General features: G+C 60.4%; 30 protein-coding genes. 15 read left to right on the top strand and 15 right to left on the bottom strand.

Translation table 11 applies throughout. The annotated features are described in order from the left end of the window. Positions 1 to 124: 124 nt before the first annotated feature. Positions 125 to 835, bottom strand: coding sequence for a DUF1236 domain-containing protein (locus AC0L24_RS08620; RefSeq protein ID WP_128288707.1), 711 nt, complete (start codon positions 833 to 835; stop codon positions 125 to 127). A 195-nt stretch (positions 836 to 1,030) separates the two neighbouring features. Between AC0L24_RS08620 and AC0L24_RS08625 the strand changes: the two genes are divergently transcribed. Next, entirely contained in the window at positions 1,031 to 1,360 is a 330-nt protein-coding gene (locus AC0L24_RS08625) for a hypothetical protein (RefSeq protein ID WP_245486639.1), read from the top strand. Between the two features lie 207 nt (positions 1,361 to 1,567). Further along, entirely contained in the window at positions 1,568 to 1,804 is a 237-nt protein-coding gene (locus tag AC0L24_RS08630; RefSeq protein WP_127810350.1) for a DUF6894 family protein, read from the top strand. 10 nt (positions 1,805 to 1,814) lie between these two features. Here the strand turns inward: AC0L24_RS08630 and AC0L24_RS08635 are convergent, their stop codons facing one another. Further along, positions 1,815 to 2,072: a hypothetical protein gene (locus tag AC0L24_RS08635; RefSeq protein WP_127267547.1), complete on the bottom strand. Its 258-nt coding sequence runs from the start codon at positions 2,070 to 2,072 to the stop codon at positions 1,815 to 1,817. A 303-nt stretch (positions 2,073 to 2,375) separates the two neighbouring features. Between AC0L24_RS08635 and AC0L24_RS08640 the strand changes: the two genes are divergently transcribed. The 4 genes from AC0L24_RS08640 to AC0L24_RS08655 all read left to right on the top strand — a co-directional run bounded on the left by AC0L24_RS08640 (position 2,376) and on the right by AC0L24_RS08655 (position 4,261). Next, positions 2,376 to 2,570 carry a DUF2934 domain-containing protein gene (locus AC0L24_RS08640; protein WP_473563648.1) on the top strand — a complete coding sequence of 65 codons (195 nt, stop codon included), beginning with the start codon at positions 2,376 to 2,378 and terminating at the stop codon, positions 2,568 to 2,570. 89 nt (positions 2,571 to 2,659) lie between these two features. After that, positions 2,660 to 2,845 carry a hypothetical protein gene (locus tag AC0L24_RS08645; RefSeq protein WP_127398196.1) on the top strand — a complete coding sequence of 62 codons (186 nt, stop codon included), beginning with the start codon at positions 2,660 to 2,662 and terminating at the stop codon, positions 2,843 to 2,845. Further along, positions 2,842 to 3,726 (top strand): alpha/beta fold hydrolase, encoded by an 885-nt coding sequence (locus AC0L24_RS08650; protein WP_473563649.1) that lies wholly within the window; start codon positions 2,842 to 2,844, stop codon positions 3,724 to 3,726. The genes AC0L24_RS08645 and AC0L24_RS08650 overlap by 4 nt, the downstream gene beginning before the upstream one ends. A 124-nt stretch (positions 3,727 to 3,850) precedes the next feature. Continuing rightward, a complete protein-coding gene (locus AC0L24_RS08655) occupies positions 3,851 to 4,261 on the top strand; it encodes a DUF427 domain-containing protein (RefSeq protein WP_127810351.1) in 411 nt (136 codons plus the stop codon). A 30-nt stretch (positions 4,262 to 4,291) separates the two neighbouring features. Here AC0L24_RS08655 and AC0L24_RS08660 read toward each other — a convergent pair whose 3' ends face one another. Both AC0L24_RS08660 and AC0L24_RS08665 read right to left on the bottom strand, forming a co-directional pair. Further along, positions 4,292 to 4,723: an HD domain-containing protein gene (locus tag AC0L24_RS08660; RefSeq protein ID WP_127810352.1), complete on the bottom strand. Its 432-nt coding sequence runs from the start codon at positions 4,721 to 4,723 to the stop codon at positions 4,292 to 4,294. Positions 4,724 to 4,747: 24 nt separating this feature from the next. Beyond that, complete coding sequence (locus AC0L24_RS08665) at positions 4,748 to 5,143, bottom strand: GFA family protein (RefSeq protein WP_127380382.1); 396 nt, start codon at positions 5,141 to 5,143, stop codon at positions 4,748 to 4,750. A 201-nt stretch (positions 5,144 to 5,344) separates the two neighbouring features. On the opposite strand from AC0L24_RS08665, the gene AC0L24_RS08670 reads away from it, so the two are divergent. Together AC0L24_RS08670 and AC0L24_RS08675 are read left to right on the top strand one after the other, a co-directional pair. Then, positions 5,345 to 5,953 (top strand): cysteine hydrolase family protein, encoded by a 609-nt coding sequence (locus AC0L24_RS08670; protein WP_127811395.1) that lies wholly within the window; start codon positions 5,345 to 5,347, stop codon positions 5,951 to 5,953. Between the two features lie 100 nt (positions 5,954 to 6,053). Beyond that, positions 6,054 to 7,328, top strand: coding sequence for a DUF763 domain-containing protein (locus tag AC0L24_RS08675; RefSeq protein WP_128288703.1), 1,275 nt, complete (start codon positions 6,054 to 6,056; stop codon positions 7,326 to 7,328). 113 nt (positions 7,329 to 7,441) lie between these two features. Here the strand turns inward: AC0L24_RS08675 and AC0L24_RS08680 are convergent, their stop codons facing one another. From AC0L24_RS08680 to AC0L24_RS08690, 3 genes are all read right to left on the bottom strand, one after another. Then, on the bottom strand, positions 7,442 to 7,885 hold the full coding sequence (locus AC0L24_RS08680; RefSeq protein WP_127810353.1) for a PPC domain-containing DNA-binding protein: 444 nt from the start codon (positions 7,883 to 7,885) through the stop codon (positions 7,442 to 7,444). Positions 7,886 to 7,921: 36 nt separating this feature from the next. Beyond that, positions 7,922 to 8,239, bottom strand: coding sequence for a plasmid stabilization protein (locus tag AC0L24_RS08685; RefSeq protein WP_127329054.1), 318 nt, complete (start codon positions 8,237 to 8,239; stop codon positions 7,922 to 7,924). Between the two features lie 170 nt (positions 8,240 to 8,409). Next, positions 8,410 to 8,580 (bottom strand): hypothetical protein, encoded by a 171-nt coding sequence (locus tag AC0L24_RS08690; protein ID WP_127810354.1) that lies wholly within the window; start codon positions 8,578 to 8,580, stop codon positions 8,410 to 8,412. A 165-nt stretch (positions 8,581 to 8,745) separates the two neighbouring features. Here AC0L24_RS08690 and AC0L24_RS08695 point away from each other — a divergent pair, with 165 nt between their 5' ends. Genes AC0L24_RS08695 through AC0L24_RS08705 form a run of 3 tightly spaced genes read left to right on the top strand, consistent with a single transcriptional unit; the run spans position 8,746 to position 12,670 of the window. Next, positions 8,746 to 9,363 (top strand): (2Fe-2S)-binding protein, encoded by a 618-nt coding sequence (locus AC0L24_RS08695; RefSeq protein WP_127810355.1) that lies wholly within the window; start codon positions 8,746 to 8,748, stop codon positions 9,361 to 9,363. Between the two features lies 1 nt (position 9,364). Then, positions 9,365 to 10,387: an FAD binding domain-containing protein gene (locus AC0L24_RS08700; RefSeq protein ID WP_473563650.1), complete on the top strand. Its 1,023-nt coding sequence runs from the start codon at positions 9,365 to 9,367 to the stop codon at positions 10,385 to 10,387. Between the two features lie 3 nt (positions 10,388 to 10,390). After that, on the top strand, positions 10,391 to 12,670 hold the full coding sequence (locus tag AC0L24_RS08705; protein ID WP_473563651.1) for a xanthine dehydrogenase family protein molybdopterin-binding subunit: 2,280 nt from the start codon (positions 10,391 to 10,393) through the stop codon (positions 12,668 to 12,670). 131 nt (positions 12,671 to 12,801) lie between these two features. Here the strand turns inward: AC0L24_RS08705 and AC0L24_RS08710 are convergent, their stop codons facing one another. After that, positions 12,802 to 14,511, bottom strand: a complete 1,710-nt coding sequence (locus AC0L24_RS08710; protein WP_128288702.1) for an HAD family hydrolase — start codon at positions 14,509 to 14,511, stop codon at positions 12,802 to 12,804. A gap of 228 nt (positions 14,512 to 14,739) precedes the next feature. On the opposite strand from AC0L24_RS08710, the gene AC0L24_RS08715 reads away from it, so the two are divergent. Continuing rightward, entirely contained in the window at positions 14,740 to 15,246 is a 507-nt protein-coding gene (locus AC0L24_RS08715) for a YciE/YciF ferroxidase family protein (RefSeq protein ID WP_128288701.1), read from the top strand. Between the two features lie 60 nt (positions 15,247 to 15,306). Here AC0L24_RS08715 and AC0L24_RS08720 read toward each other — a convergent pair whose 3' ends face one another. From AC0L24_RS08720 to AC0L24_RS08735, 4 genes are all read right to left on the bottom strand, one after another. After that, positions 15,307 to 15,456 carry a hypothetical protein gene (locus AC0L24_RS08720; RefSeq protein WP_127397577.1) on the bottom strand — a complete coding sequence of 50 codons (150 nt, stop codon included), beginning with the start codon at positions 15,454 to 15,456 and terminating at the stop codon, positions 15,307 to 15,309. A gap of 40 nt (positions 15,457 to 15,496) precedes the next feature. Next, on the bottom strand, positions 15,497 to 16,468 hold the full coding sequence (locus tag AC0L24_RS08725) for an SDR family oxidoreductase (RefSeq protein WP_127810360.1): 972 nt from the start codon (positions 16,466 to 16,468) through the stop codon (positions 15,497 to 15,499). Continuing rightward, positions 16,440 to 16,640: a hypothetical protein gene (locus AC0L24_RS08730; RefSeq protein WP_127268843.1), complete on the bottom strand. Its 201-nt coding sequence runs from the start codon at positions 16,638 to 16,640 to the stop codon at positions 16,440 to 16,442. The genes AC0L24_RS08725 and AC0L24_RS08730 overlap by 29 nt, the downstream gene beginning before the upstream one ends. A 131-nt stretch (positions 16,641 to 16,771) precedes the next feature. Continuing rightward, positions 16,772 to 17,458 carry a TetR/AcrR family transcriptional regulator gene (locus tag AC0L24_RS08735; RefSeq protein WP_127810361.1) on the bottom strand — a complete coding sequence of 229 codons (687 nt, stop codon included), beginning with the start codon at positions 17,456 to 17,458 and terminating at the stop codon, positions 16,772 to 16,774. Between the two features lie 188 nt (positions 17,459 to 17,646). On the opposite strand from AC0L24_RS08735, the gene AC0L24_RS08740 reads away from it, so the two are divergent. After that, positions 17,647 to 18,135, top strand: coding sequence for a RidA family protein (locus AC0L24_RS08740; RefSeq protein WP_189367287.1), 489 nt, complete (start codon positions 17,647 to 17,649; stop codon positions 18,133 to 18,135). Positions 18,136 to 18,249: 114 nt separating this feature from the next. On the opposite strand, the gene AC0L24_RS08745 is transcribed toward AC0L24_RS08740, so the two are convergent. Continuing rightward, positions 18,250 to 18,936, bottom strand: a complete 687-nt coding sequence (locus AC0L24_RS08745; RefSeq protein ID WP_127320803.1) for a TrmH family RNA methyltransferase — start codon at positions 18,934 to 18,936, stop codon at positions 18,250 to 18,252. A gap of 195 nt (positions 18,937 to 19,131) precedes the next feature. Between AC0L24_RS08745 and AC0L24_RS08750 the strand changes: the two genes are divergently transcribed. Continuing rightward, positions 19,132 to 19,896 carry a GNAT family N-acetyltransferase gene (locus tag AC0L24_RS08750; protein WP_473563652.1) on the top strand — a complete coding sequence of 255 codons (765 nt, stop codon included), beginning with the start codon at positions 19,132 to 19,134 and terminating at the stop codon, positions 19,894 to 19,896. Positions 19,897 to 19,963: 67 nt separating this feature from the next. Here the strand turns inward: AC0L24_RS08750 and AC0L24_RS08755 are convergent, their stop codons facing one another. Continuing rightward, on the bottom strand, positions 19,964 to 20,176 hold the full coding sequence (locus tag AC0L24_RS08755) for a Rossmann-fold NAD(P)-binding domain-containing protein (protein WP_174800325.1): 213 nt from the start codon (positions 20,174 to 20,176) through the stop codon (positions 19,964 to 19,966). A gap of 388 nt (positions 20,177 to 20,564) precedes the next feature. On the opposite strand from AC0L24_RS08755, the gene AC0L24_RS08760 reads away from it, so the two are divergent. Continuing rightward, complete coding sequence (locus AC0L24_RS08760) at positions 20,565 to 21,500, top strand: LysR family transcriptional regulator (protein ID WP_292695776.1); 936 nt, start codon at positions 20,565 to 20,567, stop codon at positions 21,498 to 21,500. An 80-nt stretch (positions 21,501 to 21,580) separates the two neighbouring features. Here the strand turns inward: AC0L24_RS08760 and AC0L24_RS08765 are convergent, their stop codons facing one another. Next, positions 21,581 to 22,399, bottom strand: a complete 819-nt coding sequence (locus tag AC0L24_RS08765; protein ID WP_127328993.1) for an MBL fold metallo-hydrolase — start codon at positions 22,397 to 22,399, stop codon at positions 21,581 to 21,583. Positions 22,400 to 22,402 lie beyond the last annotated feature (3 nt).

Genomic DNA, 22,402 nt, shown 5'->3' on the forward strand with positions numbered 1-22,402 from the left:
GGGGGGGGGGGGGGGGGGGGGGCCCCCCGGGGGCGGGGCGGGGCTTGTGGGGTGTGTCTTTTAAAACATCGCACCCCTGCTTGGGGGCCCCGCCGGGTGGGGGGCGCACCACTGCTCGGACATATCAGGTCAAAATCAGGACGATCTTGAACGTATCCGGATCAACGATCACGATCCGGCCGTCCGCAAGCACGAAATACTCGTAGCTTTCGTAAGCGGGAACGATCTTGACGATACGAGCCGGCAAACGATGCAGCCTGACCTTTTGCCGCGGAACTTCGACGCCGACGGTGATGTCAAAATCGACGTTGGACACAGGCTCGACCTTCGTCTCCCGGATGATCTGGGTGACTTCGGTTTTCTGCTCCACCGTCACGTTGTTGATGGAACCGGTCGACGTCGTATCCTGCGTCGAGGCCTTGCCCTGGGCCTGCTCGTCGGTTTGCGTCTTGGCCTTGTCCTGAGCCTGCTGGTCGGTGGTGGTGCCGGCCTTGCCTTGAGCCTGCTCGTCGGTTTGCATCTTGGCCTTGTCCTGAGCCTGCTGGTCGGTGGTGGTGCCGGCCTTGCCCTGAGCCTGCTCGTCGGTCTTCAGCTTGGTCTTGTCCTGGGCCTGCTGATTGGTTGTGCCGGCCTTGCCCTGAGCCTGCTCGTCGGTCTTCAGCTTGGTCTTGTCCTGAGCCTGCTCGCCCATCTTGGAACCATTCTGGCAGCCAGCTTGCCCGGAAGCGCAATTGGCGTCTGCGCCAGACTGGCTTTCGGGCTGTTGTGTCTGAGCCATCGCCGTTCCACAGCCGAGCCCGATCGCCAGCATGCTGGTAATGAGAACATGTTTCATGGGGAAATCTCCCTGGGTAAGGTTCGTCCCTTCAGTGCGTAGAACCAGCACCCAAAAAAAATGTTCCGAGATAGTTGAGTGAGGGCTAAAAAACGACCTCGCTTGAGATCATACGATCGCGGGCGAAAGCCGCCGCTAAAACGACCTTTTCAACTCTGCCGATTGCCCTAGCTCTCTCCTGAGAGGAGACCGGATATGGCAATTTATAGTCTGAGAGTGGTCAGCTTCATTTTCGTTGTATTGGCTTTCGTTCCGGCCGCCGCGCATTTCTTCACGATGTTCAACAAAATGAAGCTCGACGGGCCGAACTATCTGGCTGCGCAACGCGCCTATGATGGATGGAGCCTGTTCGCCATCGTAGTGCTGGGAGCATTGCTCTCTACGGCCGCCCTGGCGATCCTGCTCTACCGAGCGAGTGCATCTTTCGGCTTGGTTGTTGTCGCCTTTCTCAGCATCGGCGCCACACAATTGGACGCTGACCTATCCAATCAATCAGGCGACCCGGAACTGGACTGTCCTGCCTGAAAACTGGGAGCTGCTGCGGCGCCAATGGGAGTATTCGCATGCCATCGCCGCCGGCCTCAACGCCTTGGCGTTGTGCTTTTCCTATCGGCGCTTCGCGCTGCGGTGCGTTGAACGACCACGTCTTCACCAGCACGGCCGCCGAGCGGGCAGGAACCACCAATAAAGCGAAAACATTGACCCGCCAGATGTTTCCAGCGTGGCCCGAAAATGAAGCGGTACTATTTCGATCTTCAAAACGGTGACGGCGCGATACCCGATGATAACGGGCAGCTGTTCGAATCCCGGGAACAAGCCAGAGCGGAAGCAATTCGTATTTTCCAGGATGTTGCCCAAGACGAAATGCCCGACTGCGATTTCGTCAAGGTAACCGTCAAAGTACGCGATGAGATCGGTGCGCAGATGTTTGAGGCATCGCTTGTCCTGACCTCCGGATGGAGCGTGTGATGCCGCGGTGCTAGCGGCTATACCGCACCGGGATTTGCACGACATTCTCCGATCCAGGCAGATCGAAGGCCATGGCCAGCTGACGTACGGAGGCCATCTCCACGATCAGTTCCTCGATCGAAAGATCCGGCAGGCCGGTCTTCACCCTCTGCCTCACCCTGGCCGCAAGTTCATGGACCCGCACCGGGACGAAAAGCGGGCTGTCGTCCAGCAGCTTGCTGATTTCGATGACCACATCGGCGTCGATGTCTTTCGGCAATTCCCGCATGGGCGTCACCTCCAATCGAAGCAACAGCCCGCCATATCGGTGCGGCGGGCGATCAGGCATTGAGCGCCGGGCAGTGGGATCGGAGAGGGACGTGCTCGGCGCTGGCCGATAGCCAGATTCATAAAGCTGCGGGCATCGGTGTGTCACGAAAAAATATCAGTACGAAAATTACCAAGCGGTTTCGTCCCACGCAATCCACAAGCGCCTTCCCCGAAATCGCGGCTCCGGCAGCGGCTGTTCCCGACAGAGGAGGAACAAAAAATATGGCCCGGAATTGAGACTGACGAATTGGAGGATCTGGTCATGGACAGCAGGGAAGAAAAGATCAAACGGCGAGCCCATGAAATCTGGGAACAAGAGGACCGGCCGGCTGGCCGCGAGCAGGAGCACTGGGACCAGGCCGTGCAGGAGATCGAGGCTGAGGGTTCGGAGACTGAACGTGGCCCGGTTTTGCCTGATCCGACAGTTGCAGCCGATTCCAATAGCTTGAAGCGTTGATCGTCAGATGCCGTGGCGTCTTGAGAGGACGATCAGGCAACCAAATTGGTGGAACCTCGTTTGCCGGACAGCAACCAGAGGAGGTTTCGATGAAGAGGTTCTTTTCACTCCTGGTCCTGGCCGCTGGCCTTACGCTCGGCGCCTGCGACAACAATATCGAGCCGATGAAAGCCAACACCGGCCCCATCAACAAGAACCCACAAGTTGACCAGGCCGCCAGGCCAGAGTCCGCGACTGGTGATGATAAGCCAGCTATTGCGCCTCAGAGCCAATGAACTCCGTCTCACATTGCGACACACCTCTGCTGCGCGTCGCCTATCTCGATGGTGGACCGCAGGACGGCGCCCCGGTTATCCTGCTGCATGGCTGGCCCGACGACGCGACGACATACGCTCGGATTTCACCGGTCCTTCATGAAGCTGGCTTCCGGACGTTTTCGCCTTGGTTGCGAGGCTTCGGGCCGACATCGTTCCTGTCAAAAGAAATCATGCGCTCGGGCGAGATTGCCGCGATGGCGCAGGATGTGCTGGATTTTGCCGATGCGCTTGGCCTCAGCCGCTTTGCGGTCGTCGGACACGATTGGGGTGCCCGGATATCCTATCTGCTCGCGTCGGTTTTCCCGGACCGCATCAAGTGCTGTGCTGCGCTGTCGCTCGGCTGGCAACCAGGCAAACCAGCAACGCCGGCGCCCGGACAAGCGAAAGCATTTTGGTATCAATGGTTCATGGCAACGGCACGGGGCGCCGAGTTCGTACGAAACAACGGCAAGGAATTCGCCAGATACCAGTGGGACAGCTGGGGTCCATCAGGCTGGTTCGACGACGCTATTTTCGATGGTGTCGCGAGTTCGTTCGAAAATCCTGACTGGGCGGATGTGACGTTGCATTCCTATCGGGTCCGATGGGAAGAGGCCGAGCCCGATCCCCGCTATGCCGAACTCGCCCGCCGGCAAGCAGCGGTCAAGATCATCACGGTGCCGATCCTGACGCTTCATGGTGGCGCGGACCGCGTTGTGTTTGCCCAGTCCTCAGAGGGGCTCGAAGAGCATTTCACCGCGTTCTACAGGCGGGTGGTGCTGGATGGCATCGGACACTTCCCGACGCGTGAGGCTTCTGATCAGGTTTCGCGATTGTTGGACAGCCATGGCAAACGCTGAAGTGGGGTCGTCATCCGACCTCATAGTAGAGGCGGGAACCTGACGCATCGCCGCGCATTTCGTCTCCATGCAAGACGAACCGAAATGCGGTCTCGCAATCAATCGGCAGCCAGGGAGAATTTGAATGCAAGCTTCAGACGCAATGTCAGCACACCATACTGGCCAGCTGGCCATAGAACCGTTTGTCGGCACGGTGACGGTACGATTTTCCGACGCCATAGTCGCTGCTACGGAACGGGCGAAAGTGCTGCAGGAAGAAGGACATGAGCCCGTGTTCTACATCCCTTTCGAAGACATCTATTTCGACCTTTTCGAAAAGACGAACACCACCAGCCGCTCCCCTTCGAAAGGCACCGCGAGCTACTGGCGCGTCCATGCGGTGGGCAGCTCGGCTGACGATTTCATGTGGGCATACGAGACGCCTGAAACCGCGGCGCGGCCCATTGCACGTCATGGTGCATTCGATCCGGAAAAGGCGCGCATCGATGCTGAGCCCGCGGAGGACAGACGGCACACGCCCCACGTCCCGGAGTAGATTGCCCGTTCGCAGCGGGGCGATCTGAATTCAAGGCTGGTGCTGACGGCGCGGAGACTCGTCATCAAGGATGCGTAGTGCCTCCTCATATTTTACAGTCGATGCCCCAACCTGTCGGGCCTGCCAGATATTGTCCGCCAGATCCGCGCGCTTCACCGGCAGCGCCAATGGATTCGATGCCGCTCGTCGCACGAACGCGAAGTAGTCCTCGCCATCCCTGCGCGACATGGCGTCGACGGCCGAAGCGATCGTCGGGCCAAAACCGGCCTCGTCCAACCTGGTCCGGTTCCAGCCTTCGCCCTTTTCCACGACGTCATGGAGATAGGCGACGACCTTCTCGTCCCTGGTTTCGACCGCGTCGACGACCCGGCGGCAGTGCTCGATATACGGTCGCCCGGTCTTGTCGCGCTGTGCTGCGTGTACCTCTTCGGCAATCTTGGCCGCCCGGTAAAAGATGCTCATCTGGCTTGCCCTTCAGACATGGTTTTACCATCGCTCCTCGGTATCGTGGTGCGGCAGGTCTATTCCGCAGCAAACCCAGCCAAGTCGCTGCCTCGATCCATAATTGTAGCGCGGCTCCAGGCGAGCCGGATCGTCGAACGTTCCGACATGTAGCGCGATCTCTCCGGGCGATGCGTCATAGGCAAGGCTGAGCGGCGATCCGCAGGCGGAGCAGAAGCCCCTCCGGGCAATCGGTGAAGATCTGCGATAGGTCGGCGTCGCATTGGTCCAGGTCACGCTTTGGGAAGGCACCCAGGCCAGAACCGCGAACGCACTGCCGGTCGTTCGCCGGCACATATCACAATGGCAATAATGCACTCTCGGTTCGCTTCCAACGCGGAAGCGGATCGTGCCGCAGAGACATCCTCCGCTCAGTTCCATTTTGGCGCCCCGGCTGACTTGCGGCTCCAACGTCCATCGCGCGGTCTCATGCGAGCACCTCCATTCATCTCAGCGGAAACGCCAGCCATTTGCGTCGGTTCCTGTGGCTATCTCAGGAACCAGTGCTTGCGCGCGGCGTTGCGTGTCTTTGCCGACAATGGGAGGAAACAGGGAAATGCATCGTCGGTCGGAGAAGCGCTGATGTCGATGCCGGGGCTGGCATACGGACCTCTCGGCGATCGATGCATGCATGTCTGCGTGGATATGCAGCGGCTGTTTGCCGAGCCGTCTCAATGGGCAACGCCCTGGATCACCCGGGTTCTCCCGCAGATCGAGAGACTGGTCGAAAGACGCGCGCCACAGACGGTCTTTACACGCTTCATGCCAGCCGAAAAGCCGGGGCAGGGCGTCGGCACATGGAAGCGCTATTATGAGCGCTGGGCTTCCCTGACGATCGAGACGATCGGGCCCGAAATGACCGAACTGTTGCCGTCTTTAGCCGGCTGCTGCCCGCCAGCAACGATCATCGACAAGCACATCTATTCGCCCTGGTTCGAAGGGCGCCTCAGAGCCCTTCTGGTGGAGCGCGGCATCGATACGCTGGTCATTACCGGTGGCGAAACAGATGTTTGTGTTCTCGCCACCGTGCTCGGGGCCATCGATTTCGGCTATCGCGTGGTTCTCGTCACGGACGCGCTGTGCAGTTCTTCCGACGCAACCCATGATGCACTGCTGACGGTTTATCACCAACGTTTCGCGCAGCAGGTCGAGACGGTTGAGATGGAAACGGTTCTCTCGAACTGGACTTGACGTCCGCTAACCCGGCCCGAGTGGAAGTGTCCATGCTTCCTTGCGCGGTTGGGCTGCCTATCTGTTAAGAGAATGACGGACACCAGAACAGGTAGCAGACGTGACGCAACGATCGGGAAGTGCTGATCTTCCACTCCATGGCGGGCGCGTGCCAAAATGGCTCGGCGACCGCATGACGCGTCTTGGCGCCGTGATGTGCGAGGCGATTATTCATCACTATGGTCGAGACGAGCTGCTGCGGCGGCTGGCGCATCCATTCTGGTTCCAGTCCTTTGGTGCTGTCATGGGCATGGATTGGCACTCGTCGGGGATCACGACCAGCGTCGTGGGCGCTTTGAAGCGTGGCCTTACGCCGCTTTCCGGCGAGCTCGGCATTCATGTCTGCGGTGGTCGCGGCGTGCATTCGCGCAAAACCCCGCATGAGCTGGAGGCCATCGGCCAACGCGTCGGCTTCGACGGAGCGGGCCTGGCCACCGTCAGCCGGCTTGTCGCCAAGGTCGACAGCGCCGCTGTCCAGGACGGTTTCGATCTCTATCTGCATGGTTTCATCGTCACCGATGACGGTCGCTGGGTCGTGGTGCAGCAAGGCATGAACGGTGACAGCAAGGTGGCGCGCCGCTACCATTGGCTCTCCGAGGGCCTCAAGAGTTTTGTCGAGCAGCCGCATGCCGCCATCGAGGGCGTCCATCAAGGTGAGATCGTCAACCTGACCGACAGGCGCGCCGACGCGTCGCGCCAAGGGCAACTGAACCTTTTGCAAGACCTCGGACCCGATCGCATCCTGGGCGAGCTTGCAGCATTGGAGCGTTGCGCGGAGCCGACGCGCCGGCAAGAACCGGAGCAGCCGCTGCTGCCGCATTTGGTCATGCCGGCCCACCATGATGTTCGCGAAAGCGATGTCGTCATGCATCGTCTTCACGGCAATATCGCAGCCGCCGCGGACCGCGGTCCCACCGATTTCGCCGAGCTCCTTCTGGTCCCCGGCGTCGGCGCGCGTACGGTGCGCGCGCTGGCCCTCGTTGCCGAGGTGGTGCATGGCGCGCCTTGCCGGTTTTCCGATCCCGGCCGCTTCTCGCTGGCGCATGGCGGCAAGGACAGGCATCCATTTCCGGTACCGCTGAAGGTCTATGACGAGACGATCGGGGTTCTGAAGTCGGCCGTGCAGAAGGCAAAGCTCGGTCGCGATGAAGAAATCGGTGCCTTGAGGCGGCTCGACGATCAGTCGCGGCAAGTCGAACGATACGTGACCGGCCCCAGCCTGAAGGAAATTGTCGCGGGAGAATTCGACCAGTCGCATCAGCTCGGCGGGCGCAGCGTGTTTGGCTGGGAAGCGCCGCCGGACACTGCATCAGCTGAGCGGAGCAAGAAAACGTGAGAACGAGCCAGCAGTTCACCGTTTCATGGAAACGGCGACCCACTCTAACTCTTTGTTTCCCAGACGGAAAACCGTATCACACTTTTCCTGGAATTGCTCTAGAGGGCTGTAGATCAATCGTCCAGATCGATCAGCGCGACACCGAGCTCCGGACGCTTGCTGCGACGCAGATGACCGGGTGCTTCCACCAGGGTGATTTCGAGCGTTGGCCGAACGATGCCGTCAAGCAGATGTCCACCCCGAGTGGTGCCGTCGCTCAATCCAAGCACCGCATGGACGTGCAGGCTGGGCTTATCGTCGTCGCCCAGTGCGACATCGCCGATCGCGCTTAGAACCTCGCACTGTTCGTCGACAGGGATCTTGCGGTAGGTCTTCGAGGCCGGATCAAACCAGCCCACCGTGGCTTTCTCGAAAGCCCCTATGGCGGTCAAGGACGCGCTGCCGATCTTCTGGTCGACCGCGAAGGCGGTCAGTGCCGCGAACGCTTCTTCGCCTGGGTCGAGCACCACGACGAATGTCCGTTGTCCGCCGATCTCATTGACGAGCTGCGATTTCATCCCTGTGCTCCCGCCGCATTCAGTGCCGGCCTCATATCAATGTGCGCGGTGTTCCGCATTGCGCTTGCGGGTCGCCGCAGCTTTCCTTGCCGATTCCGATCGGCTTGCGGCAGACCGTGATGCCGATGCCTTGCCGCCGCTTTTGCCGCCTTTGTGCGCTGCAGGATGGCCCGTGTGTTTGCCGCGGCCGGAACCGCCTTCCTTCTTGCCGCCGCCATCGTCCTTGTTGACGGTAGCCCATGCGCGCCGCTCTGCCTCTTTGTCGGAAACCCCGCGCTTCTCATAGCCTTCGGCAATGTGGTCGGCTTTGCGCTCCTGCTTGTCAGTGTATTTCGATTTCTCGCCTCGTGGCATGGCCTGTTCCTCCTGTTGAATAAGGGCTGAACGTCGACTCGACGCGCTGGTTCCAACAGAAGTCGCGTAGCCAATGGCGCATCGCGATGCATGGCCAAACACCGCCGCGCCGCCCAAGCTAGCGCCTTTCGGGCCGGGGAGAGTGCAGCAGCAAGGCGAGGGGGATTGGTTCAGCCGATTGCCAACCTGACGACGAGGGCCAGGATCACGACGCCGACCAAGCCGGCTATGAAGACGACCCGACGCGTGCGCGTTCGCAGGATGATCTCGCCTTGTTTCGCCTGCTCCGCAGAGAATACGGGTCCATTGTCACCGTCCTTGCCATGCCGACCATCGCTCATGATCGCCTCCTTCCGGCTGTTGGCACACAACCAGCGCTTGACCGGGGAGGTTCCGATTGCGTCGATCCCGCCGACAGAAAAAAGGATCACAGGCTCGTGAGGAGGGAACTTTGCCCTCCGCGAGTGGTTTGGGCCGCTTGAGACCCAGCCAGCCCGGAGCCAGCCATGTCCGATGCCAAGATTTCCAGTGGCCTGAGCAGACGCATGTTCATGACGGCCTCTGTTTCGGCGGCGGCGGTGATGCCGCTTGTAAATTCCCCAACGAGAGCTGCCCAGCCCGCGCCCGCAAAACCGGCCGAACCGCGCGATTTGTCGGCGGTTTCGATGCGTATCAACAAGCAAACCTACAACCTCGCGCTCGACAACCGAACCAGCCTGCTTGACGCGCTGCGCGACCATGTCGGCCTGACCGGCACCAAGAAAGGTTGCGATCACGGTCAGTGTGGTGCCTGCACGGTGCTGATCGACGGAAAGCGGGTACTGTCCTGCTTGAGCTTTGCCGTCATGAACCAGGGCCGAGAGATCACAACGGTGGAAGGCCTGGCTTCGGCGGAAGGGGAATTGCATCCGGTCCAGCAGGCCTTCGTCGACCACGATGCCTTTCAATGCGGCTATTGCACACCGGGTCAGATCATGTCCGCCATCGGTTGCATCAACGAAGGCCATGCTGGGTCGGAAGACGATATTCGCGAATATATGAGCGGCAATCTATGTCGCTGCGCGGCCTATCCCAACATCGTTGCGGCGATCGTCCAGGCACGCGACGAGACCAGGAGGGCTTAGGATGCGCGCATTCGTATATGAAAGACCAACCAGCGTCTCCGCGGCAATCGCCATGGCGTCCCGTCCCGATACTGTGCATGTTCCGCCAACCGGTGCCGACACGCAGTTCATCGCCGGCGGCACCAATCTAGCCGACTACATGAAGCTCGGTGTCGCGCGGCCGGAGCGACTGCTCGACCTCAACACTCTTGCCGAGCCGGCCTTGCGGCAGATCAGGATAGACGATGATAAGATCCGGTTTGGTGCGCTGGTCCGTATGGGTGAAGCAGCAGACAACAATGATGTCAGGCGCCGTTGCCCGGTCCTCGCCGACAGCCTGAAATTCGCTGCCAGCGGTCAGCTTCGCAACATGGCGAGCCTGGGCGGCAATGTGCTGCAACGTACGCGCTGCGAGTATTTTCGAGAGATATCTTGGCCGTGCAACAAGCGCGAACCGGGCTCCGGCTGCGCTGCGATGGAAGGGTCCAATCGCCAGCATGCCGTGCTGGGTACGAGCGCTGCCTGCATTGCCACGTATCATGGTGATTTCGCGCAGGCGCTGGTTGCGCTGGACGCCACCGTCGATGTCGAAGGTTCGCGGGGAAGGCGCACGCTCACTTTTGCCAAGCTGCATAGACGGCCGGGCGAGACGCCCGACATCGAGACGGATCTGGCCGCCGACGAGCTCATTACCGCCATCGAAGTGCCGCTCGCACGATGGGCCAGCCGGTCGCGCTATCTGAAGATACGCGATCGCGAATCCTACGCGTTTGCGCTGGCGTCCGCGGCTGTCGCGCTCGACATGGATGGCGAGACGGTAAGGAGTGCGCGCATTGCGCTCGGCGGAGTGGCGACGGTGCCGTGGCGTGCGCGCGAAGCAGAGGACGCGCTACAGGGCAAAGTGCTTGACGAAGCCACGGCGCAGGAGGCCGCAGAGGCTGCTTTCGCCGATGCCACACCGCGCGAGCATAACGCATTCAAGATACCGCTCGGCAAGCGCACGCTGGTGCGGGCGCTGCTCGAAACCCGGGATATGAAGGGCTGAGCCATGAACCAAGCTGCACCCGCTCCAAGGGAAAACCAGGGCGATCCCGTTGTTCGCATTGACGCCCTGCTAAAAGTTACCGGACAGGCCGGCTATCCCGCCGACATCGTCACGGCCAACGTCGCCCACGGTGCCCTTGCCACCAGCAGCATTGCCCGGGGCAAGGTTTCCGAACTTCACACGAAAGACGCCAGGGCCGTACCCGGTGTGCTGGACATCGTCACCTATGGCGATCTGGACAAGACCGACATGCCGAAATTCGGCAACACCGGCGCAAGTTCGATTGGGCCTTTGCACGACAAGACGGTTTTTCACGATGGTCAGATCATCGCTCTGGTGGTCGCCGAAACCTTCGAGGCGGCGGAGGAGGCAGCGATGTTGATCCGCGCCGACTACGAGGACGAACGGCCCAGCGCCAGCTTTGATTCCAAGGGCGTGAAGATGGAACCGGCTGCCGGCAAAAGCCCGATGTTCAAGGAGGATGCGAAGGCCGGTGACTTCGACGCCGCTTGGGCGGATGCGACGGTGAAGATCGACGAAAAATATTCGACGCCGACCCAACATCATAATCCGATCGAGCTGTTTTCGACCACGGCCATATGGCAGGGCGACCAGTTGACGATCCACGAGCCCAGCCAGAATGTTACGGGCTGGAAGGTGGAACTGGCACGCCAACTGAAGCTCGATCCGGCCAATGTGCGGATCGTCAGTCCCTATATCGGCGGCGCCTTCGGCTCCAAGGGGCCGATGACGGCACGCACTGCGATCGTTGCCGTCGCGGCGCGGCGCATCGGCCGGCCGGTTCGCTGCGTCGTCAATCGCATGCAAGCCTTCGGTACGCAGACCTATCGAGCCGAAACGCGGCATCGGATCCGCATGGGCGCCGGCAAGGACGGCCGCATCACGGCGTTCGGACATGAGGCCTGGGAGGTGACGTCACGCCCTGACCCTTATGTCGTCGGCGGCACGTCCGCCACCGCGCGCATGTACAATTACGGCTCCGTTCTGACGCATGTTTCGCTGGTTCATGCCGACCGCAACACGCCTGGCTACATGCGATCGCCGCCGGAGACGCCTTATGTCTACGCGCTGGAAAACGCCATGGACGAAATGGCCGTGGCCCTCGGCATGGATCCTGTCGAGTTTCGTCGCATCAATGAACCGGAGAAGGAGCCGATCGGAGGTAAGCCATTTTCCAGCCGCTCACTCATCAAGTGCTATGACCAGGCGTCGGAGGGCTTTGGCTGGTCGAAACGCGATCCCACGGTCGGCTCGATGCGCGACGGCGATTGGCTGGTCGGGATGGGCTGTGCGACGGCAATCTATCCGACAGCCGTCGCGCCTTGCGCGGCCCGGGTTCGTCTCACCGCCGATGGCGAGGTTCGGGTCCAGTGCGGCTCGCATGAAATCGGCACCGGCGTTCGCACCATCGCCGGCCAGATGGCGGCCGAAAGGCTGGGGGTTGGCATGGACAAGATCAGCGTCGAGATGGGCGACAGTGCCTTGCCGCCGGCTCCCGTGTCAGGCGGATCGATCTCGACCGCCAGCGTCTGCTCCGCAGTCATGAAAGCCTGCGACGCGATACGCGAAAAACTGTTTGCCGCCGCTGCGGGCAAGGGGGCTCCGCTGGCAGGTTCGGGCAATGCGAAGCTGGATTTGAAGGACGAAGAGGTCGTCACCGAGACCGGCAAGTCCGCCAAGCTGGCCGATGTCTTCAAGGTCATGCAGGTCGGCGCCATCGAAGAATATGCCGAGTTTGCGCCGAAGGGTTCTTCGCCCGAAGCCCTCAGCAAACTCTATGCCGGACAATCGGAGTTTCATGGTGGAGAGAACGACGAAGATTCGGTCAAATATGCCTTTGGCGCCGAGTTCGTCGAAGTGCGCATCAACAGCTATACACGCGAAATCCGGGTGCCGCGCATTGTCGGAGCCTTCGCTGCCGGGCGCATCATGAACACGCGCACCGCGCGCAGCCAGTTGATGGGTGGCATGATCTGGGGCATCGGCCAGGCGTTGCACGAGGCCACGGAAATCGATCAGCGACACGCGCGCTACGTCAATCGCGACCTGCAGGACTATCTCGTGCCGGTCAACGCCGACATCAAACAGGTCGACGTTATCCTGGTCCCCGAAATCGACCACCAGGTCAATCCTGCCGGCGTCAAGGGCTTGGGCGAACTCGGCAATGTCGGAACGGCTGCTGCCGTGGGGAGTGCCGTCTATCATGCCACCGGCAAGCGCATTCGCGATCTGCCGATCAGAATAGATGATTTGATAGGCTGAGGGTCAAGAGCTCTGAGAGGAGGGGCTTCACAAGCCGACATCGTCATCGAAATTGTCGCGGTGGGGCGGCGTTGTCCGACTGAAAAAGTTTTCGCATGCAGCGATAGCTTAATCGCCTTGGCTCTCGAGTGTCACTCCGGGGCTGTGGCCGGAGCCGTGTAACGGCGGCGTACAGCGTCAAGCACCCGCTTGCGGCTATCCTGCGCCGACAGGGTCTTGTCCTCTTCCGCCTCGGCGGTTTCGCGCGCCAGGTCCTTGTCCCTGATCTGATGTCGGAACCATTTGGAATAGTCGCCGGTGCGCAAATGAAACTCCCAGGTCTTGTCGTCTATCCCCTCGGCGATCTGAGCGAAGATCATCAGATTGTGAGCCCTGAGGTTCATCGCATTGTCAGGGCCATGGAAATAGAAGCTGCCGGCTTCGTCGAGCTGGCCTTCGGCATATTTCCGGCTGTGCCGCTTGAGTGACTGACGTGGTTCGACCACCTTGACCGTCTTGACTTTCTTGCCCGACTGCGGCCGCCAGAACAGCACGCGCGCGCCTTTGGGCGTTGGAATGTCCTTTGGCGGCTCAATGCCAGTTTCCTTGCAGAAGACCTTCACCACGTCCTTCGCCTTGGGGCCAAGGGCAATGATGGCTGTGACAAGGCGCAAGGCGTCTGTCGAGATCGCCTCGGGGTGAACGGTGATCAGGATTGTGCCCGGCAATTCCAATGACAGGACCGCCCGCGTATCGTCGCGCCGCTTGGGCAGAAGATGGTGCGCTTCATCGATGACGAGCCAGTGCGGTCTCGCGGTGCGCCGGCGGAAACTGCTCAGGCCAGGCAGCAGGTCGGCAAAGAAATCCGGCCTCTCGTCGACGCGCAGGGCCAATCCATTGACGACAATGTTGCTGTCGGCCTTGGCGATCAGATCCAGCACCTGCGCCTTTGTCGGCGCGCTTGAGCCGTCTCCCAGGCGGACGGCGCCTTCGAGCCCGTCATAGTCGCCTTCGGGATCGAAGACGCAGAACTGAAAACCACTTTCGACGAAGCGTTCCGTCAGCGCGGTTGCCAAGGTGGATTTACCAATGCCGGAACTCCCGGCAATGAGGATCGTGTCGCTCGGCGACAGGTAGACATCATCGCCGCCAGACGATCCAAGAACGATGCCGTCATGGCGCTTCGGCACTATCGCGTGATCACGCTTTATCAGTTTTGCGATCAATTGCTCCACGCCTTTGCCGCGGGCGCCACGCATGACCAGATTGGCTGTATCCTTGACCGCCGGAATTGCATTATCGACGGCGGCGCTGCAGCCACAGGCCTGCAGGAACGCGTGGTCGTTCTCGGCATCGCCGACGCCGACGACGTTGTGCGGCGAAAGTCGAAGGTCCTGAAGGGCCGCAGCGAGCCCGGTGGCTTTGTTGATGCCGCTCGGCAGGATCATCACCGCGCCCTTGTTGAAGATGATTTCCAGTTCGAGACCCATCTTCTTGATGATATCGAGCACGGTCGCCTGATGGGGTTCCCAGGTCGCGACGATCGATCGCCCGACCGAAAGCGGCTTGACGCCCTGCCGCTTCAATCTGGCGACGAATTTGGGCTCGGGCGATGGGGCGATCACCCGTTCTTCCTCGCTTGCCGGCGTGTAGATCATCGCGCCATTCTCAGCGACGACCTTGTCGAAGAGGCTAAGCTCGGGAAAGACGCGCTTGAGATCGGGCAGTTCACGCCCGGTGACGAGAACCAGCTTGCGGCCGCTTTTCTTGAACCGCTCAAGCGCGGCGAGCGTCTTCTTGGCGACGATCCCATCATGAGCCAGCGTGCCGTCATAGTCTGCCGCCAATGCAATGAAATACATTCCGCCGACCCTTCTCGTTCCGGTTACCCGGCTAGAACGTGCGATCGAGACAAAGGCTCCCCACCGACCGGATCGCAGGTCTGGAGAAGGGCGGTTCGCCCTCGGAAATCAGGAACTCCTTCAGTGCCGGTACGTTGACCAGACAAGCCGGGAACCGTCCCGGTCTTTGCTGGCGGCGCGCAAACCGCGTCGCCGAAATCCACACCAAGCGCAATGAAAGGTAAGGCCATGGGCTTCTTTTCGAAGGACATCAAGACACTCGACGATCTCTTCGTGCACACGCTGCGCGACATCTACTACGCCGAAAAGCAGATCGAGAAGGCGCTGCCGAAGATGATCGACAAGGCAACCGACCCGCAATTGAAAGCCGGATTTGAAAAACACCTCGATCAGACGAGAGGCCATATCGAGCGCGTCGAACAGGTGTTTGAGTTGCATGGCGTCAAGGCCAAGGAGGTCAACTGTCCGGCAATTGACGGCATTCTCGAGGAGGCCGACGATGTGAGCGGTGACGTCGATGACAAGGAGGTTCTCGATGCGGCGCTGATTGCTTCGGCGCAGGCCGTCGAACACTATGAGATGACACGCTACGGCACGCTCATCGCCTGGGCCAAGCAACTCGGCCGCACGGACTGCGCCAATGTGCTGACCAAGAACCTCAGGGAAGAACAGGCGACCGATCGCAAGCTCACCGAAATGGCGGAAAGCAAGATCAACCTGCAGGCAGCCGAATAAGGCTGCAATCCGGCCGGCTGATAACTCGGCCGGCCGGATTGCCGGCAGGTTTCCACTCCGTCAGCGAGACGGGTCGACGCCCAGGGCCGCTGATTGCTTGCGCAGCGCCTCATCGTCATCCTGCGGCACATGCCGAGCAGATCCTGCTGTTTCCGTGTAGATGCGGTACGCTACGCAAGCGAGCGCCACCATGAAAAGCAGACGGCCCATCCATCCTACTCCTTGGTTACGGATTTCGTTTCGGCCATCCTCAGTAACCTCCGACGACCGGCAAGATCTCGCCGGTGATGTAGCTCGAGCAGTGCGGCGAAGCGAGGAACACATAGGCCGGCGCGAGTTCTTCCGGTTGCGCGGGTCGTTTCATTGGCGTGTCCGCGCCGAATTTCGAGACGTCGTCGGCTTCCTTGTCCGACGGATTGAGCGGCGTCCACACCGGACCCGGTGCGACCGCATTCACCCTTATGCCCTTGCCGATGAGATTGCCCGACAAGGCCCGCGTGAAGGCATGTATGCCGCCCTTGGTCATCGAATAGTCGACCAGTTGTTTTGAACCGTCGATACCGGTTACCGAACCGGTGTTGATGATCGCCGAACCGGGCTTCATGTGCGGCACCGCTTCCTGCGCCATATGAAAATAGCCGTAAAGATTGGTCTTCAGCGTCGTGTCGAAATGTTCTTCGGTCAGCTCGCCGAAATCGCTGGAATGGATCTGGAACGCGGCGTTGTTGACCAGCACGTCGATGCGGCCGAATTTTTCAACGGTCTCCATGACCGCCTTGTGGCAGTGGCTGCGTTCGCTGACATCGGCCTTGACCAGGATGCAGCGTCGTCCCTCCTTTTCCACCGCTGATTTGGTCTCTTCAGCATCCTTGTCCTCGGCCAGATAGACGATCGCGACGTCGGCGCCCTCGCGGGCGAACAACACCGCCACCGAGCGGCCGATGCCGGAATCGCCGCCCGTGATGAGTGCTACCTTTTGGTCGAGTTTTTTCGATCCGAGATAGTACGGCGCATCATACAAAGGCTCCGGCTCTAGTGCCCATTCGTGCCCCGGTTTGGGCTGATGTTGCTCGGGGAAGGGGGGCTCGGGATATTCACGGGCGCCAGCCTGCATGGCGCCTTGCTGCTTCCCATCGCCTTTCGATTTGTCCTTGGCATCGACGCCACGTTGGATATGGCGCTGCTTTGCCACTTCACCGGCTATTTCCGACTTCATCTGCATGATCGTCTCCTTGGCTTGGAGAGGAAACAACGCATGTCAGGCAAAAAGGTTTGCGCAAAAGATCGAGAGATTCCGGCCAGCGTTTGGCAATGCGTAACAACGACATCGCCAGTTGCACCAATTCAGCTGCAATGCAGCCGCGCCAGCCACCGCCGCCGATGGGGTCGAGCACCCGGGCTTGCCCGTTGCCTGTGCCGCCTTGGCAGCGAGCCAAATGTGATGATGTGGATTGGGAGCTATTGCGTCAAACTGGCGTGCGCAAAGCAGCGCCATCCGGTCTGCTCCGGGCGTAGCCGCCGGAATCTATCTTGGCGAGAGGCCATCGAGCAGGAAGTCCAGGCCTTTTCGGAAAGTGCCGTCCCAATCGTTGTCCAACAGCAGACGAGAGCGTTCGATTGTCGGATAGTGTTCGCTGAGACGTGTAAGACGCTGCTGCGCGGCTGCTCTGTCTTCTTCCGAGAGGTCGAAGCTTGCCCGGGTGAGGGTGGCGCCCATCACATAGTTCCAGAGCGACCAAATCGCAGCGTTGAGATCCGCGTCCGCAACACCGGCTCTGGACAAGGTCTTGCTCAGCATTTCCAGGCGACTGAGGATGTTCGGGCCAAGCGCCCGTCGCGGCAACAGCGATGCCGACCAAGGATGGCGCAACATTCTGGCGCGCCAGTTTTCGAGCATATGAACGACGTCTCCGCGCCAGTCCGGAGACTCACCTGTTTTAGGCGATGCGCGATATTGGAGCACCGAATCGAGTGCCAGATCAAAGACATCCTCCTTGTTGTCGACGTGCCAGTACAGGCTCATCACACCCGAGCCAAGGCGATCCGCCAGCCGACGCATTGTCAATCCGTCTATGCCCTGGGCGTCCAGCAGTTCCACCGCGATCGCCACGATACGCTCTCGAGACAGCGGCGGCTCGCTGCTCGCTTCCTGCATGGGTGGAAGCTTCGTCCGTTGCGATCGTTTGCTGGCACTGCGGGGTTTGGCTGCCATCTGTCTTCCTTGCTGGCCGAACGTCGATTTTGGCAGGCACCGTCAGGAATGTCGACGCTGAGCGCTTGACTAGTACGACGTACCATACGATGACTCGTACATCGCACGATTCATCGTATGAGCGATCTGGTTAAAGTCCATGCCGGCCGCGAGTGCGTTATTCGCAGTCAGCAGAGCCAGGAGAAATCATGTCACGCGCAATCAAGCATCTGCTTACCGGAGGGCTAATCATCATGACCATGGCAGTTTCCGCTGCGGCTACAGCGACTGGGAACGACCTCAAGCTGACCATCGTCAATCCACAGACGCTCTACGACCCGTCGCCGAATGGCTACAGCACCGCCGTGATCGCACCGCGCGGAGCTCGGATTGCCTACATCTCCGGGCAGGGCGGCCAAGACAGCACAGGAGCCTTGTCACCCGATTTCGCTGTCCAGGTTAAGCAGGCCTACGCAAATTTGCATGCGGCGCTCGAGGGCATCGGCGCCAGGCCGGATCAGGTGGCGAAGCTCACGGTCTTCGTGGTCGACCACGACATGTCCAAGCTCGATGTGTTGACCAGGAACGTCAAGGACATGTTCGGCGAGGCGCTGCCGGCGCAGACACTGGTTCCCGTTCCCAAGCTTGCAATCGACCCCATGCTTTTCGAGGTGGAAGCCGTGGTCATGCTGGAGTAGGGGCGAGATCGCCCCACAAACTGAAACGGGTCGAGCGCGCCGCCGACAGCCGCACATCCGGAGCCATTATACGGAAGTAGAGCCGGCCAACGGTCGGTTGAGCTTCGCGTCAGCTCAGGTCTGTCCTTCGGTTTCGCTCGAAGCAAAGCCGCCAATTTCGCGACGCATTACAGTAGGTAGTGGCTCAGCGCGTTTTCCCTTCCGGCTACCGCGGCGGTATTTGCTCTGATACTCGCGTCGCTGTTTCGCGATTTCGTAGAGTACGATACCCGAACTGGTTCCGAGGTTTAGGCTCTCGATCATCCCGAACATTGGAATTGCTACGCACATCTCGCTGCGCTCGACCGCGAGGGTGCTGATGCCCCGTTTCTCATTGCCGAACCAGACAGCGAGTTTGGTGTGCTGGGTATAATCGCCCTCGTGCAGGAAAACGCTGGTCTTTCCCTTTATATGCGGCGACGTGACGACGGACACAAAGCCATGTTTTTCCAGATGGCTGAGGCAGGCGTCAGTGCTGTCGAATCGTTTCACAAACGTCCATTTGACGGCTGATACAGACGTTTCCGAAAGCGATTTCCGTTGGCGCATTTGCTGCCAGTCATCAGGAAGTGCTTTGCGTGGATCGACGATATAGACTCTTTCAACGCCGAGGGCATTTGCGTTTCGAATTACCGTTCCGATGTTCCTGATATCATTCGGATCTTCGACAACGGCTACCAAGTTCTTGCAGCGAAACGATTTGACCGCAGCCGCACGCTTGCGAACCGATACTCTGGGTTTCTGAGCCTCAAGGGTTTCCATGAGAGAGGTTCTTACCAGAGGCGCATCTGAATCCAAGGCCCGTGGCGACTCTATCGCCGCCACATCAGGAAGTCGCATAAGATAGATTATGGAACTAACACATGGGCCAGGAACTGTAAATTGCCGCTGATTCTCATAGGCTTGAGCGTTCGTGGCGTCTTGCCTTGGGCGAATAGCCAACGCTAGGCTGTCTAGATGAAGATGGCAAACAGCGAGATCGAAGCGGCGATTGAAGTGTTCGTGCAAGGCTTCAGCGCCGACAGAAGCCGCACCTTTCCTTACGTGGCCAGCCGTGTTGGGCCGTTGTGGCTGATGCGCGACGCCGAGCGCAAGAATCCTCGCGACTACCGCGGCGAAGAATGGGTCGTCCATGACGTCGCCGCTCAAGAGGCCGATGCCATCGTGCGGCAGCATGCACGGCCGGGCTTTGCCATTTCCGTTGTGATCGCCCACGAGGATCCGGACGGGCCGACACACGAACCGCACTACAAAGCTCTCGGCTACCGGCTGCTTCGGACCGAAGGCTTTTTTGTCCACCGATTGCGCCGGATTCCCAGCCCGCCGGCGGTTGCTTCGATCGAACGCGTGCAGACAGCCGAACGGGCGGCGCAGTTGGGAAAGATCATCCGCAGGCAGCCGATCCCAGACGATTTGCTCGGCGACAGCGCGCCATTCCGTCAGTATGTGGCAGTCGATGGCGCCGATATCGTTGGGCGCGTACGCAGCCTTGATGCCCTGGGAGCCACATGGTGTTCGAGCATGTATGTCGAGCCGTCGCACCGGCGTCGCGGCATTGGCCAGGCTTTGATGTCGAGAATGTTGCACGACGATCGGGCGCGTGGGTCGAGGTACTCGGCGCTGGCTGCAACCCACGCCGGGGCGCTGCTTTATCCCCGGATGGGCTACGAGCGGATCGGAACGCTGCTGATATTTGCGTCAAGGAGCCGGAAGACCGTATGAGGGTTTATTCGCATCATGCTGATTTATAGTGGATTTCAGCTTGATCGGTGGTCAGAGCCCCTCTCTTTTACAACAGCTGGCCGGTCGTGTTGTTGCTGACGCTGCCCTGTCCAGACGACATCACGCCAATCAACCCAAACGCCTCGACAAGATCATCGAGGCTCTCGATCACGCGTAATGGGCTCAGCGCGTTCGTGAGCATGACCCGGATGAATTCGTCCGTCGTAACCTGCCCGACCGTATCCGTTTCGTTGTTCGTCGTTCCTGCGTTAACGAACACATCCTGCCGGTCAGGCGCTGGCGCAGGCCCGCAATCTGGTCGGGCTCGCAGATGTCCAGGGTCTCTATCTCGACCCGGCCAGCATGCTCGTCTGCCAGATCGTGCAGCAAGGTCCGGGTTCCGCCGCCGCGAACTGTGCCGACGACATTCCATCCCTTTTTCAGGAACTCGGCCGGCATGGCATGGCCGAGGCCCCGCGATGCGCCAATGAGGAGGATTGTGCGAGCTGGGTCGCTCGGAATGTGTTTGGGCATGAGAGTTGGTAGCTTTCGATGTTGGTCCGACAGCCGATATAAGCGGCCGTGCGCAGGGCGCCAGACGCATCAAAGTCAAAGTATGGTTGCATCAAACGCTATGTCTGGCGACGCGGCTGGGATAGGCTCAGGTCATGACCAATGTTGATGTGGACCTGAACCTTCTCGTCGCACTGGATGTGCTGCTCGCCGAGGGCAGCGTGACAGGGGCAGCCCGTCGCCTCGGCTTGAGCGCATCGGCCATGAGCCGGACGCTCACGCGACTTCGGGCAGCAACAGGCGACCCGCTGCTCGTTCGCGCCGGGCGAGGCCTGGTGCCGACACCGCGCGCTGCCGAACTGCGCGAGCGCGTCCATGAGCTTGCGCGGGACGTGCAAGCAGTGCTCCGGCCGCAGATCACGCATATGGACGTCGCGTCGCTCGAACTGGCATTTACCGTCCGAGTGAGCGAGGCATTTCTGGAATTTCTGTCTGGCCCCGTCGTGGCCGCGGTCACTCGGGCAGCCCCACGGATCTGCCTTCGCTTTGTCCCCAAACCTGACAAGGACGCGCGGCCGCTAAGGGAGGGGCTCATTGATCTGGAGATCGGCCTGCTTGGAACGTCCGCGCCGGAGATACGCACCCAGTTCCTGTTCCATGACAAGCTTGTTGGCGTTGCCCGAATTGGACATCCTCTTCTCGAGCGCGCGGCGGTGACCGCAGAAAGATATGCCGCCTGCGACCATGTCTTGGCGTCCAAGGATGGGGAGAGAATCGAGCCCGTCGATGCCGCCCTGGAGAAGCTGGGGCTTAAACGGGCGATAAGGGTCGTCGTGCCTGGATATCCGGATGCAATGCGGATCGCACGCCAATCGGATCTGGTCGCGCTGGTGCCGCATTCATGCCTGGGCAACAGCTTGACGGGCGATCTCGCTGTCACGTCGGGTCTTGCGACCTTCGAAGTCCCGGTCCCCACGCCGGAGTTCAAGATATCGGCGATGTGGCATCCGCGAATGGACGCCGACCCGGCCCATCGCTGGCTTCGCGATACTGTGATGGCCGTGTGCCGGGCAGCGTATCCGAGACGGTGAGGTCACGTCGTCATGCATACCGGCATCGGCAGCGCTTTGGGTACGCGAGCCCTGGAGCCGGTCATGAAGTTCTGTTTCTTTCACGCTGATTCGTAAGGGATTTCAATCATCATCCCATCATAGGCTGGTTCGACATTGGCTGGTGTCTCGGCCACCACCGTTGCGTAGTCGAGCGGCACGTGCATATGCGTCAGCACCGCATGTATCGGCGCCAGCCGCTCGATCCAATCAAGCGCTTCGCCAAGGGACAAATGACTAGGATGCGTCCGGTATTGCAGCGCGTCGATGATCAGCACGTCGAGGGCGCGCAGCCGTTCGGCGGTGGGCTCCGGAAAGTCGCTGATGTCGGGGCAATAGGCGAGGCCGCCGATGCGGAAACCGAGCGATACGATGTCGCCGTGGATCTGCGGCAGCGGCTCGAGGGTGAGGGTACCCCCCTCTCCTTCGATGACCACCGGCTTGGTGTGGTCGATGAGATGCGGCCTGACAATCGGCGGATAGGAACTGCCTTGCGGCGTCTCGAAACAGTATCCGAACGCTTCCCGCAAGCGAAGCATCGTCGCCCTGTCGGCATGGACGTCGATGAGCTGGCGCTGATCGAGAACGAAACCGCGCAGATCGTCGATGCCATGGATATGGTCGGCATGCGGGTGGGTATAGACGACCGAATCGATACGTTTAACGCCGGCCAGCAGCATCTGCTGCCGAAAATCCGGCCCCGTGTCGATGACCACAGTCGTGCGGCCGCCATTCGACGCGATCCGCTCGACGAGTGCGGCGGCACGCGTGCGCCGGTTCTTCGGGTTGTCGGGGTCGCAATTGCCCCAGTCGCCGGTGATGCGCGGCGTACCTGGCGACGAGCCGCAGCCGAGAATGGTGAGGCGCAGCCGGTCGGTCATCGT

Source organism: Mesorhizobium sp. WSM4809 (assembly GCF_055811655.1).